Annotated in this window: 10 protein-coding genes; 3 read left to right on the forward strand and 7 right to left on the reverse strand. The window is 49.5% G+C overall.

What is annotated here, in order from left to right:
- The first annotated feature begins 35 nt into the window (after positions 1–35).
- Complete coding sequence (locus H6629_08515; protein MCB9067834.1) at positions 36–791, forward strand: hypothetical protein; 756 nt, start codon at positions 36–38, stop codon at positions 789–791.
- A gap of 85 nt (positions 792–876) precedes the next feature.
- Here the strand turns inward: H6629_08515 and H6629_08520 are convergent, their stop codons facing one another.
- Positions 877–1,725, reverse strand: coding sequence for an alpha/beta fold hydrolase (locus H6629_08520; protein ID MCB9067835.1), 849 nt, complete (start codon positions 1,723–1,725; stop codon positions 877–879).
- A 168-nt stretch (positions 1,726–1,893) separates the two neighbouring features.
- Between H6629_08520 and H6629_08525 the strand changes: the two genes are divergently transcribed.
- Positions 1,894–2,157, forward strand: a complete 264-nt coding sequence (locus H6629_08525) for a hypothetical protein (GenBank protein ID MCB9067836.1) — start codon at positions 1,894–1,896, stop codon at positions 2,155–2,157.
- Between the two features lie 5 nt (positions 2,158–2,162).
- Here H6629_08525 and H6629_08530 read toward each other — a convergent pair whose 3' ends face one another.
- Entirely contained in the window at positions 2,163–2,867 is a 705-nt protein-coding gene (locus tag H6629_08530) for a hypothetical protein (GenBank protein MCB9067837.1), read from the reverse strand.
- Between the two features lie 82 nt (positions 2,868–2,949).
- Here H6629_08530 and H6629_08535 point away from each other — a divergent pair, with 82 nt between their 5' ends.
- Positions 2,950–5,277 carry a hypothetical protein gene (locus H6629_08535; GenBank protein MCB9067838.1) on the forward strand — a complete coding sequence of 776 codons (2,328 nt, stop codon included), beginning with the start codon at positions 2,950–2,952 and terminating at the stop codon, positions 5,275–5,277.
- Here H6629_08535 and H6629_08540 read toward each other — a convergent pair.
- The 5 genes from H6629_08540 to H6629_08560 form a co-directional block, all read right to left on the reverse strand.
- Positions 5,259–7,361 carry a hypothetical protein gene (locus tag H6629_08540; GenBank protein ID MCB9067839.1) on the reverse strand — a complete coding sequence of 701 codons (2,103 nt, stop codon included), beginning with the start codon at positions 7,359–7,361 and terminating at the stop codon, positions 5,259–5,261. The two genes, H6629_08535 and H6629_08540, sit on opposite strands and share 19 nt — an antisense overlap.
- A 191-nt stretch (positions 7,362–7,552) precedes the next feature.
- Entirely contained in the window at positions 7,553–8,485 is a 933-nt protein-coding gene (locus H6629_08545) for a carbohydrate kinase (GenBank protein MCB9067840.1), read from the reverse strand.
- 78 nt (positions 8,486–8,563) lie between these two features.
- The gene (locus H6629_08550) at positions 8,564–9,619 is read right to left on the reverse strand and encodes a hypothetical protein (GenBank protein MCB9067841.1); all 1,056 of its coding nucleotides are present in this window, start codon (positions 9,617–9,619) and stop codon (positions 8,564–8,566) included.
- A gap of 4 nt (positions 9,620–9,623) precedes the next feature.
- Entirely contained in the window at positions 9,624–11,207 is a 1,584-nt protein-coding gene (locus H6629_08555) for a sodium/solute symporter (GenBank protein ID MCB9067842.1), read from the reverse strand.
- An 81-nt stretch (positions 11,208–11,288) separates the two neighbouring features.
- On the reverse strand, positions 11,289–13,931 hold the full coding sequence (locus H6629_08560; protein ID MCB9067843.1) for a TonB-dependent receptor: 2,643 nt from the start codon (positions 13,929–13,931) through the stop codon (positions 11,289–11,291).
- Between the last annotated feature and the right edge of the window lie 38 nt (positions 13,932–13,969).

The raw sequence follows: 13,969 nt of genomic DNA on the forward strand, positions 1-13,969 counted from the left end.
CGGTTAAAAAAAATCACACAAAAAGGAAAACTCCAATGCTCAAAACCTTCTGTTTTTTCTGCAGTTGCATGCTTTTCTCGATAGCCGTTTTTGCGAACGATGTCGCGTATTTTATCCAGAAAGGCGATTCCGCATACCTCGCGTTTAATCATGCCGCAGCGCGGGATTTTTTTCAACATGCGCTGGAAACAGATTCGCTGAATTACGAAGCCGCATGGAAACTGAGTCGTGCATTTGTGGATTACGGCGAAAATTTGCCGGAGAAAGATGATCGCCGAGTATCCTACGAAAACGCCCGGAAATATGCGGATTACGCCATTGCCATTGCACCGGACAGCGCCAAAGGCTATCTCTTTTTGAGCATCGCGTTGGGTCGCGTGGCGCTGGATGCGGGTGCGAAAGAGCGCGTTCAGTTTTCGAAAGACATTCGCGCAGCGGTGGATCGCTCGCTGGAACTCGATCCGAATGAGGATATCGCATGGCATGTGCTCGGTCGCTGGAACCGCAAAATTGCCACGCTCAGCTGGGTGGAGCGCAATTTCGCCAATATTTTTCTGGGCGGGGTGCCGAAAGATGCATCGGTGGAGCGATCGGTGGAGTGTTTCAAAAAAGCCATCGAACTTGCACCGAATACGCTGGTTCACTGGCTGGAACTGGGCATTTCTTACGAAAAATTGAAGATGAAGGATGAAGCGCGGATCGCATTCGAAAAAGTGCTGGAACTGCCTGTCAGCGATTCGGATGATGCGGGGCACAAAGCTCACGCGAAAAAGCTGCTGTCGGAATTGTAGCCGCACATCATTCGTTGTCCGCCGTTATTTTATGTGCCGGTAAGTTTTTTGCGTATGCGGAACGGTCGCAACCGTTCCCCGCACGTTATTGGGATTTAAAAAATCCCACCGTTTCCATCACTGCTTTTTGGGCGCTTTCCGGTAAATCCGGGTCAGAAAATGGGTGTTTTCCGCCAAACGTGTGATCGCCGCCGAGTATCGTCACCAGCGTTGCTGCGGGATGCCAATCGACCAAATCCAGTGCGGATTGATATGGCACGGTAAGGTCTGCGGTGCCGTGGACGACCAAAAATGGAATGCGCAATTTTTTTACGGCATCGGGAATCAACAGCCGGTTGCGGTTGTCGCGAAAATCTTCGTAGAGTTGCCAAAAAAGCGGCATTTGCTGACCGGTGCGGACGTTCGGCACATACACCACGCCGTTTTCCTGCCACATCGGTAACATCGCTTCATTCCAAAATTTGCCGTATTCGCTCACCGATGCCCAGGTGGCAATTTTTTTCACCCGGGAATCCTCAACTGCTTTCAAAATGGCAATCCCGCCACCGCGACTATGTCCTAATAAATAAATATGGTTAGCGTCGAATTCTTTTTTGGGAACGGGAAATTTGCGCGAGCAGGCAAAATCGATCACGTTTCCCAAATCTTCCAGCTCGAAGCTGAAATTATTTTGCCCGAACGCTTCCAGATCCACAAATTCCTGCGGGTGTTCCGGCGTGGTGCCGTTGTGCGAAAAATTAAACTTGAGGAAAACGAATTGCTGTTCCGCGAACGCATCGGCGATCGGGTTAAAATGGCCCCAATCTTTAAATCCTTTAAATCCGTGGACAAAAATGACCAGCGGTTTTGGCGTACGATTTGCGTTATACCGGATGTCGATCAAAACCGGGCGTTTGTTTGCGCCGGAAATTTGCAGGTTTTGGTGTTCTTTCATGCTCTGTTTTGCCGCTTTGCGCAGTCGTCTGTTTCGGATTAGCCAATAATAAACAGGAATTTGGGCGATTCAAACAGGATTTTGTTGATCGACCGGTCAGGAATTTGTCCAAATGCGCACAGTGGCTGTATCGTATTCGAACGCACTTCAACAAAAAAGGAGAAAACTATGGCAGATATTTGCATCAATGTTCCACGGTTGGATGAGCATCAAACAATTGAAGTGGAAGTGAAGATCAACGGTGAGAAAAAAATGTATCACTACCGGGTGGAGCTGTTCGACTGGGATGGCGATGCCAGCAGCGCGGCGCTGGTTCATTTGCTGCAGGATAAAATTGCCAATTACGATGCCGGCTGGCAATTGTACCAGATCGGTGCGCCGCTGGAAAAGCATATTCCGGTGATGTTCCGTCAACTCGGCGAAACGCATTAGCCATTTTATTTCGGAAAAAGCAGCATATCCGGGGTGCGCGGGTTGCTGTTGTGAAGTTCCTCATCGCTGAATCCATCTGCGTCCTGCGCGGTCAGCAGAATCAAATCCCCTTTGTCCGTTACCGGATAATCCGCCGGAATGTCGCATTGGAAACGGTAGGTATAAGTGCTGTGATTGCCGACGTAACTCATTGCCACATCACGAGTTGTGTAAACTGTTCCGGACTGCTGGTCCCGGTAATTCAGCCGGACAATAACGGATGATAGATTTTCCACACCCTGATAATCGAGGATCAGTGCCTGACACACATTTTCGGGCACAACGATGGCCAGATCTTCGATAATCGGCGCTGCGTATTCCAGTTTCACGTTAAATGTCATCGGCTCCGGAAAAACAACCTGAGTGGTATCCAGCACAAAAAAATTCTCCGCTTCGATGCGAACGGGAATTGCGCGCCCCTGGTCCGCATCTGCGCTGAACTGGTAGCGCAGTTCGTAATTCCCGAAATAATCTGTTATCACAAATTGATCTTCAAAAGAAATCTTGGCGTTTTCAACACCTCGCAGGGTAAACTGATTGCTGATGTTCCCGGTAATCACGACCTGTTTCGCGAGAGTTTCCGCGTCGTAATTGTATTTCAGAAATTTTTCACTATCGCAACCGGAAATAAACCCCAAAATCAATAGCAAAAAAATAATCGCTCGTTTCAAAATGCGCCCCTTGTAAATGGTTCAGTTCTGAATTAAGTTAAGTTAGCAAAAGCTGAAATGCAATAAAAGGGATGAAGCCGTTATGAAATTGAGATACGTGCTGGCGGTGATTGCGGCGCTGATGATCCTGTTTTTTGGGGCGCACTTGGATTTCACGAATGCCGGGGAAAATACGCCTGAAAAATCTGCCGGAAAACAATTGCCCAACCGCGAAACGCTGCACGAGCGATTGTTCGAAACCCGTGAGGCGCTGCTGGTTTACGCTGCAACAGACGCACGCTATCGTGAACAATATCAACAATTTGCGACGGAAATGCAGCAGCGCGGCCGCTGGCTGAAATTTAACATCCGGGCGGATAGCGATGTTCGCGACAGCGATTTGCGCGGCACTACGGTTTATCTGCTCGGCACTGTGGCGTCCAATCGCTGGATTGCGTCGGTTGCTGAACAACTGCCGCTACAAATTCGCCAAAACAGTTTTAAATTGTTTGAAAACACTTACGCCGATTCCACAGATCTGCTCACTTTTTATTACCCGAATATGCGCGATTCTACCCACGCAGTTTATTTGATTACCGGAAATTCCGATGCCCATTTACTCCGCGAATTGCAACGGTCATCGCGGCAACTGTTCAATAGCGCCGGGGATTATCGCGTGCAGCGCAACGGCCAAACGCTGGTGATGGGATTTTTTTCGCAGAACCCCGAAAAAATGTGGGCATTTGATCCGGAAAATCACCGCGATTATCAGGCGGATATGCAGATTGCCGGAGGCGATCACTACCGGTTTTATCTGCACGGCGTGCAGTTTTCCGATGCGGAAATGACCCGGATTCGCCAACATCACGAAGCGAAATTTCGGCAAATCAGCGAATTTTTGGGCCTCAAATCTGCGCAGGACAGCATCGATTACCACATTTTCGGCTCGTTCGAAGACAAAGGGCTGGTCACCGGCAACACCGATTTAACGCATATCGACGCCGAAAAAAACGCGATTTACAGCGTTATTCGCGACGGCATTCGCGGCGACGATTTTTGCAGCGATGCCCGTTTGCTGCTCCGCAACCATTTCGGCGAAGCCGGGAAAACAGTTTTGGAAATCGGGCTAAGTATCTATTTTTCAGAAAATTGGCACGAAAAAGGATATCGCTATTGGGCAGCGCGATTGTGGGATTCCGGCAATGCCGCACCGCTGGCGGAATTGCTGGATAACGAGCAAATCGCGCAGGATTCGCCATTGGTGATGCCGCCGCTGGCCGGCAGTTTTGTGGCATATTTGCTGGATGTGTGGGGCAAACAACAATTTCTCGACAGATACAAAACGTGGCAGCCAACGGCAGCGGAAATCGCCAAACTGGAAGCCGGTTGGCACTGGCACCTGGCGCAGTTGGCGAACGAATTTCGCGGGCAAATGGCGGCGGATCGCGCCAGTTTTCCGAAATTCGGGGATTTCCGCAAAGGCTTTTGTTTCGCACACGAAGGCTACCAGATTTACAACGGCTATCTCTCCCGAAAATCGGATGCGGCGCTGGCAAAACTCGCCGAAATGGGCGGAAATGCCGTGTCGATTACGCCGTTCAGCTTCATGCGCGATCCCGGAAAACCCGCGTTTTTGCGATTTTCCAGCGGTTCCGGTTCGGAAAATGACGAAAGCGTGATTCACTCGGCGCTCACCGCCAAATCGCTGGGCATGAGCGTGATGCTGAAACCGCACATCTGGCTCGGCGGCGGCAGCTGGCCCGGCGATATCCACATGCAATCCGACGCCGATTGGCAGCAATTTTTCAACAATTACCATCGCTGGATGCGCCATTACGCGCTGATGGCGGAAATGTATCAAATCGATGTGCTGTGCGTTGGTGTGGAGCTGGTAAAAACCACCGCAACGCAGGGCGACCGCTGGCGCGAGATGATTGGCAAATTGCGCCAACTCTATAGCGGGCAAATGACTTACGCCGCCAATTGGGGCGATGATTTTGAGAAGCTGTCGTTTTGGGATGACCTCGATTTTATCGGGCTGAACTGCTACTATCCGCTCAGCGACAAAACCGCGCCATCGGATGCGGAGCTGCGGGCGGGCGTTTCCAACATTGCTGCGCGAGTGGCGACTATCCAAAAAAAATACGGCAAACCGGTGCTGATTACGGAAATCGGTTTCACCAGCACGCCCTCACCGTGGCAGCAGCCGCACGAATCTGCCCGCCGCAAACCGGTCGATCTGGATGCGCAGGCACGCAGCTATCGCGCCGTTTTCGAAACGATGCAACACGCGGATTGGCTGCGCGGCATTTATTGGTGGAAGTGGCCAAGCTATCTGGAATACGGCGGCAATCGCGATAACGATTTTACACCAAACAACAAACCGGCGGAAGATGTGGTTCGCCAGTGGTATCAGCGGGATAGCTGGTAAATTTGCCCTTCGCCGGGCAACATTTCCGCGATCCTGAAATTGCTGCCGCTGATGGAAACCGGTTTCGCCGGCAGTGGTTGATCTGCAGTCGAAAAAATGCGCTCGATCTGCCGCGCGTTCGCCAAATATCGCGCCGGAATCACAACGGCTGCGGCTGCTTTTTCCGTGTCGAGATTGGCGACAAACAACCATTGCGGCGCCGGAATTGCGGCTGTCCAGGCGATTGCAGGATAATAATCCGCCATATCCGGTGGCAAAATCCAACGGGATTCGCTTTCTGAAATTTCCTGCCAAATATCTGATAACAATAAGTTTAACCGCGTAAAATTTTCGAACAGCCGAACGTTTTTTCCCCAGACAAATGAGCCGTTAGTGGCCTTCTCCCCCAATTTTTCCTGAAATACAAACAGTTTGCTGTAGTGCTCGTTCGGTGCCGGTTTCTGGTGTGGATCGCGCATTTCGAAACCGAGCGCCATGTATGCGGGCAGCATAGGCAAACATTGTCCGATAAAGTGGCGCAACTCGTTGCCGTTCACATAAAATTTGTCAAAACGCGGGTCGTCTTTGTCGGCAGTCATCATCGTGAAATTTGGGGTGACGGCGCGGGTTTTGGCGATGTCTGAATACAGCCGGAAGTTGCGCCGGAACTCCGCCGAGCCGACCACCATCGATTGCAGATCGCCGAGTGTGCTGTCCGCATCGCTGGCTTCGAGATGCTCGATTTCATCGCCGTAGCCGATGACGTTTGGTGGTGCCAAAAAGGATTCCGCAAAATAGCCGAAATACGGCACGCGATTTTCTGTGCGGATAAATTGTTTGACAGATTTTAGTAAGTCATAATATTGCGGAATTTGCACAGGAACACCTTCCGGGCGCATTTGCACGTGGGCCATATCGCCGCGCATAAAATCAAAACCGAATCGCCGCTGAACATCGGCGTAGTGTTCGCAAACGTATTGCCAGACGGCCGGTCGCGGATGCGAAAAATCGATCTGCCAATCGCGGTTATCGTCGATGCTTTCGAACAATTTGTATCGTGCCAGCGGACCAAAAACGCGCGAAAAGTCCTCCGGTTTGGCGATGCGGAAATCGCGCCATTCCAGCCCGTTTTCATCAATTTTACGAGCCGCCGGGGATTCGTCCACCAGCAGTCCGCGATAGGGCGGCCCCATTGTGGCTGGCACCGGTTCGTATCCGGCAGTATGCAGATGTTTGATCAGCGCGATCCGGCGTTGTTTGCGCTGCTCCGGCTCGTCCGGTTGCCCGAACAGCAATTTTAATCGCGATGATTCCGGGTGCGTTGCCGAAAAAAAGTGCGCAGCACTTCCCGGTAATTGCAAATCGGCACCTGCTGCACCGTTTTTTTGGAGAAAATAGAAAATTTGCTGCTGCACCATTTCGTGCAAATTGGCGCGATGATCGACGATGTGCAGCCCTTTCCGGCGCAGCCATTCGAAATGCTCCGGGAATGCCAGCCCCATTTCCGAAAAACGATCGGTGTGGGGAATGACGTCCATGCCCACGGTTCGCCCGGTGAGGTGCAAAATGTTGATTACGGCGCGCAATTGACGCTCAACCGTGTTTAGATGCGGCAGTTGTTCGGCCAATTTTTCGCAGAAAAATTCCCGGTTAATTTGCCAACTGCTCATCCCGTACAGGCTGCCCACAACGCCCGGCTCCCAAATCGGCAGCAGATGAATGGATGATTGTTGCGGCGGTAGTGTAAACGTGTAAGCCACAATATTCCAAAAATTAGCGATGGTTCGCACGTTGATGCCAACCATTTTTACACGCTTCAGCCAGCGGCCGTCCGGTACAGATTTTACGGGACTGTGCAAAAATTCCGGCAGCGATTCGATGGGCGTTTCGGGGTGGGTTGCGCGCTCGCTGATTGCCAAATCGAGTGAGTTGCCGTAGCGTCGGCGAAGAATATCCAACGTGGTTTCAACGGGGAACGCGACCGCCGTTTCCGGCAGCAAATGCGGGATAAAATCGCATGCTCTCCGGCAAAATTGGGCGATGTGCGCGTCACCGTTTTGCGCCCAGTTTTGTTGATGTGCGATAAATTCAGCAGGTGTTTTCATTGGGATTTTTTCGTAATTATTTAGCCGCAAGTCGCCAAGCCCGTAACAGACACCTCGTTACTGCTTTCTGCCCGGAACGTCTTTTTCCCATTTTAAAATTAACCCTTGTTGAAAGCCAACGAAAAAACAGGCGTTTTGAACGGGATTGTAACTAACCTTTTTGCGCTTTGCGCCTTTGCGGCAAACAGTAATTAATCAAATATTTCGTAGATTTTTTCTCGCGAAACGGCTTCGGGCAGCGGTCCGACGACCGCCAGTTTCATTGCGGCGATGTTGCTGCCGGCGACTGCGCATTCCGGCGGTTCGTAGCCATCCAGCCATGCCGTCAAAAACCCCGACCAAAATGCGTCGCCCGCGCCGGTGGCGTCTGCGCATTCGCTGATTTTCCGGGCGGATTGATGCTGCATTTTTTGCCCGAATTCCCACGAAACCAGGCTGCCTGCCGCGCCTTTGGTGAGGCAAATCAGTTCCGCGCCCCAATCGTGGAAGGTGGCGATAGCCGTTTGTTCATCGAGCGCTGGATCGTCAAACAATCGAACGATGTCGTCCAGACTCATTTTCACAAAAGCGCCATGGGAACAATATTCCGCGATCACTCGGCGAGCTTCATCGCGATCACCCCAGATGGATGGCGCGTAATTGACGTCAATGCTTAATTTGCAGTCGAGTTGTGCGGCGCGTCGGGCACCATCCACAATGCTGCTTTGGGCGGGTTCCTGGCTGAGCGCAAAACAGGTGGTGTGGTAAAATTGGGTTTTTTGCAACACATTATTGGGAATATGTGATGGCAAAATCATGCGGTCGGCAGTGCGATAGGCGATAAAATCCGGCGTTCCGGTGGTGCGGCTGACCAAAACAATGGTGGTCGGTGCAACCGGCTCAACCGCGATGTAATCACAAATAACGCCGGTTTTTTTTACGGATTGAACCAGATATTTGCCCAAATTTTCGTTACCTACACAGGCGATCAGCGCCGATGCATTCCCGAGTCGCGCCATATTTGCCGCAAAATTTGCCGGGCTACCACCCTGAAATCGCTCAAAAGTGCGCACATCGCCGAGGTTTTCGCTGATGGTTTGGCCGATGATATCCACCAGTAATTCGCCAACGGCAACGATGTCGATAGTTTTGTTTCTGCGGCTTTTTGGGGGATAAGGGAGATGTTTTTTCACAGCTTAACAACCTGTTTTTGTGAAACTTAATCAGTTGAACTCGTTTGCATCAACCATTATTTTATAATAGGGATATTGCTTTGTCGGGTCCGCCGGAGGCTCAAAATATGCCTGAAACATGACGGATGGAAATTCATCGAAAAAGTCGCTGTTGCTTTTTTGGAGCGATTGGCAAATTTGCTTTGCTTCAGCCTCAATTTTTGATGTTGTATCGGTATCTTTTGCGGTTCCGTCGTATCGGGAAAGGTAAGCAACCAGCGGAACTAACCGATTTTCCAGCTCGATAAAATAGAACGTGAAAATGGGATATCGCACACCATTCAAATTTAACTGGCTGATCGATTCCTGAAAACGGGGTTTTTCCTGCAGCGCCGCGGTGGCTTGCTGCAACCGGATGGATTGGTTGCTGCGAATAACCGGCCCGGTTTGCGAAAGCAATAACGCACAGTGATAAAACCAGTACCCACTCGTTTTATTGCCGGCAGCAACGGCAGTTTCCGCAAGATTTTCAAAATACTCGGCGTTTTTACCAAAATAGGTGGCCGGTGTAACGTATAAACTGAGCAATCGGTAGGGGCTGTTTTTACGTTTTGCCATTACCAGTACAACATTTCTGACGATTTGCTCGCTGTTCAATTCATAAAATATCACGGCTGTTTTTTGAATTTCCGGCCACAGCCGAATTTCAAAATAATCATCTCTGCCAGATTTATTTGAGCCGCAAGCAATTGAAACTGGTGCGGTTAGCTTGCTTTGTGTTTCGACAATCTTGCCATCGGTTCGACGGATATGTTGCAGCGATACGATTCTCTCAGCCAGTGTTAGCGTAAAATCAGTGAATTTATCTTGTGAAATATCGGTTTGAAAAACGGGGTCGCAATCGCGCCATAATTTTTCCGGCTGAATATCGACGATTGCAGAAATCAACGCCATAGCTGTGGAATCCAGTTGAGCGGCTTCTGCTGCTGCGATGTTTTCCCAATTATAACAAACGGCCGGCGATGATGAGCCGGCACGGTTTGTTTGAGGGTAAACGATTGAGAAACAAATTGTTAGCGCTATGAAAATGAGCCAGTTTTTTTTCATTTTTTTATCTGAACGAAATAACCAAAATGGTTGTGGTGACTAAAAGGATAATCGAAAGCACCCGGTAATTTTTATACCAGGGCAGGCTGCGAAGCTCATGTGTTTCGGCATTATAAAATGCTTTTGTCCAAACGAGCGCCGTTGCCTGATTCGCATTTGCGGGTGTAGTGAACAAGCTGCCCACAATCAAAATTATGGTGCATAACACAAACAAAATGGGTGCGATATATAGAAAATGTATCGACAGGATACCGGCAACTTCGTTCATGTAAAAGAAAGCGCTACCCGCCATCAGTCCAAATACGAGTGAATAAAATGCACCTTTTTCGTTCGCCCGTTTCCAGAAAATGCCAACCAAAAACATTGCAACAACCGGCGGCACAGTATAAGAGAGCACTTTTTGGAGGTATTTGAAAAGCGACCCAAAGTTTTCGATTTGGGGTGCCCACAGTGCAGCCAAAACCATAAACCCGAAGGTAACCCACCGACCAACTTTCATGAGCGCTTCGCTGGAGAGGTCCGGGCGATGTTTCTGGATAAAGTCCATTGTGATAAGTGTAGAAGCGGAATTTAGCGTTGAATCTATTTGGGACATGAGTGCGGCAATAAACCCGGCTAACACCAGCCCCAACAAACCGGCCGGTAGTAAATCGAACATTAGCGTTGGATAAACCATGTCTGCCTTGGGTAGTTCCGGGTAAAGGAGGATTGCCATCGTTCCCGGTAAAACCATAACAAACAGAACGGGTAATTTCAGCAATCCTGCAAACAGGCTGCCAATACGACCATGCCAGATATCTTTTGCGCTCAAAACGCGCTGCATCATAAACTGGTTGGTGCACCAGAAATAAAATCCGAGAATCGGAAGTCCGGTTAACAATCCCAGCCAGGGCACGCCGGGATCGTCTAACGGACGAATCAAGCTTAATTTTTCCGGCGAAACCTGGCTGATGATGGCATCCCAACCGCCTATTTGAAAAAATGCTGTAATGGTAATGGTGACCGCGCCGATGAGCAACAAAATTGTTTGGATGGCATCGGTATAAATAACGGCTGCCAAGCCTCCGGCAATGGTATATGCACCGGCAACAACGGCTAAAACGGAAATGGTTTGCCACATCGGGATTTCCGGGAAAACCAGCTTTAGCAACAATGCGCCAGCATACAAGCTTCCGGCGGTATCAACAACTATGTTAAGAAATAGTGTCAGGATGGAAAAGTATGTGCGAGCTCTGCCATCATACCGTAATTCCAGAAACTCGGGCATGGTGTAAACTTTGGAGCGGAGAATGAACGGTAGGAAAAATATCACAAAAAATACCAGAATGATAACGGCGAACCATTCATAATTAAACACCGAAATCCCTGTGCTGTAAGCATCGCCGGCCAAGCCGATAAGTGTTGTGCTGGAAATGTTTGATGCAAACAATGACAGACCGATAAACGGCCAAATCATCGATCTTCCGGCTAAAAAATAATCTTCGGCTGTATGATGTTTTGAACCTAATCGCAAGCCCAGCCAAAGCACAAATACGATATACAGTCCAATGATTACTAAATCAATGGTGTGTAGGGTAAAATTCGGCATAATGTTATCCCTGGTGATTATGAGATGCATGTAAAATCATACGCCCCGCACTGATTGATGCGGGGCGCAGAAAAAAATAGTTTAGAAATTATAGCCAATTGTGAAGGATACGGAACGACCGGGAATCGGCCTTGCGCGGACATAGTTAACCTGGTTATCTACGATGCTACCTTCTTCGCTTTCGGTAATGCCGATTGAGCTTAACAAATTGTTGCCATTTACCGATGCGTAAAGCAAACTGGTGATCTGATATCTCAGGAATGCGTTAATGTAAGCATAAGCCGGCAGAACCAGTTCGTTACTATCCTGTGCGTATGCTTTGGTTTGGCCGATTACGCTTGCGCCAATGGCATGTTTGCCAATGTTATACGTCGGGACAAGCGAGAACATTACATCCGGTTGGCGGCGGGGAGTGTTGCCATCATTTGCACCGGAAGTAATTTCTGCTTTGGTGTAGGTAAGTCCACCTCGAACATTTACATCTCCAAAATTAAACGCGCTTTCAATTTCAACGCCAAAGGCTTTGTAATCGTTTTCGATGACTTCCTGCGTGGTTGCTTCAAAGCCACCTTCTTCTGTGGTGTTTGCCATAAATGCCGTAACAAATAAACCGCCGTTTTTGAACAGGTGTTTGTAACCCACTTCAGCCTGGTCAATCAGGTCTTTGGCATTCAATGTTTGTCCGCCGGTGTAGGGCAGGCCGGCAAACAACAGGCGATCGGCTTTAGCAGAGCCGCCATGGCTGTAGCGAGCAAAAACAGCTTTTGTTTCACTCAGTTTGTAGTTTGCGCCGGCAGAGTATGAAACATAATCATATTCGTAATCAACAGGCGTTGTATTGGCGTTATCTACTGCCGAAACGCTTTGTTCATTGGGTGAAATTACACCGTCGTTGTTGACATCAAATTCGGTTTGAACGGCTCCGGCAAAACGTCCGGTAACGGTGCCTTTGTCCAACCGGACGCTGGCATCTACGCTCAGGTTTTCGTTGGCTTGCAGATCAATATTAAAATAGGGTGCGTTGATGAGGTAATCGGTATCGTAATTTCTGGTGCAGCAGTTGCCCCAGAACGGAACGCCATAAGCATACAACCCGTTTTGGCTGAGTTTGGTGTTATCTGCAGCGTAAACATCCACCATTTTTGCGCCATCGCCATTCACTTCTGTAACGAATGAATTCCACAACCAGGACATGGAGATGGATTGGTTGGACAAGAAATAACCTGCAGTTACATTGGCGTTGCCCAGTGTTTTGGTGACGCGAAAATCATTCATCAAATTGTTGAAATTATTCAACTCGACATCGAACATGTGGATTCTCAACGCCAGGCCATTTCCGGCATTTCCGCTGCCGAAAGCGGTGCCGTCTGCATAGCGCAAATATGCGCCTGCGCCGCCAATCGATTCTGCCATTGCCTGTGCACCGGCAACTTCTGCGGGGAACGGTGTGACAAAACGACCGGAGTTAAATGCGATTCTGCCACGGTTTTCAACGCTCCAGCCATCACCCAACTCACGGCTAAATTCCAATCCGATTGCGCTGGAAACAGGGTGCATACCGTCTGCCACATCGCTGCGGCGCAGTTCGCCATCGGGTCCAAATCCCAAATTCTGAAGCAAAAAGGGGCTGTGCATTGTGCCGGTTGCTGCTTCGTAGCCATCGATAGAACCCCAATCGGGTGAGTCGTTTGTGCCTTCAACTTTTAGCGGCATGGGCATGTATGCCGCAGCGCGGTCGTTCAAATATTTAAAATAGATGCGTCCGTAACCGCCATCGAACAGTTTGGTAACATTTAATTTAAGCTGCCCGCCACGGTTTGCGGTGTATCCGGCTGTGCGCGGTCCTTCGCCCTGGCGAAGAAAACCACCGACATGAAAGCTGACACTGCTGGTTAACGGTGCGCCATATTCGTAATCGGTACGGAAACTGTTATAATCCAATCCCGAAGTTGTGCTGACACTCCCGCCTTCAACAGCGCCGGTTTTGCTCACAAAATTGATGATTCCCGCAGGAGAATTGCTCGCCAAGGTAGAGGCGGAGCCACCACGAATGGCTTCAATGCGGGCCAGGGTTCTGTCTGCCCTTAGAAAAATATCTGCGGTTGCAAAGGCGATATCGCCAAATTGCATTACCGGCAAACCGTCTTCCTGCAGTTGCAAATATTTGGATCCGCCAGCAGAAATCGGAACGCCGCGAACGGTAATGTTCGTGTTACCGTCGCCGCCGGATGCCTCTGAGCGAATACCGGGAATTGAGCGGAAAATTTCTGCCGTTGTGCGCGGCGCCAGTTTTTCCGCTTCCTGAATATCCAGTGTCGAGATTGAAACACTGGATTCCAGTTTCGATTGTTTATTGACCACACCGGTGGTAACAACCGCAGTTAAATCCAGTAAGTCTGATTCCAGGCTAAAGCTGACATCCGCTGCACTACCGGCGGTTACGGTTACGGTTGCGCTGGCACTTTTGTAGCTGATGTAACTGGCGGTAATTTTATATTCACCGGCCGGTACATTCAGAATGACAAAACTGCCGTCTACATCTGTTGCGCCGCCCATCGTTGTGCTTTCCAGAACCACATTTGCGCCAATTAATGGCGCGCCGGTATCATCGGTAACCATGCCACGAATGGTTCCGGTTTGTGCAAAACCAAATCCTGCAATGAGATGCAATAATAGAATTGCGATTAAGCGAGTAAATGATTTAATTGTTAAACAACGACTCATACAGACCTCCGAAAGGTTTTATGGGTTAAAAAATGGTA

The sequence above is a fragment of the Calditrichia bacterium genome (genome assembly GCA_020634975.1).
Classification (GTDB): Bacteria; Calditrichota; Calditrichia; order RBG-13-44-9; family J075; genus JACKAQ01.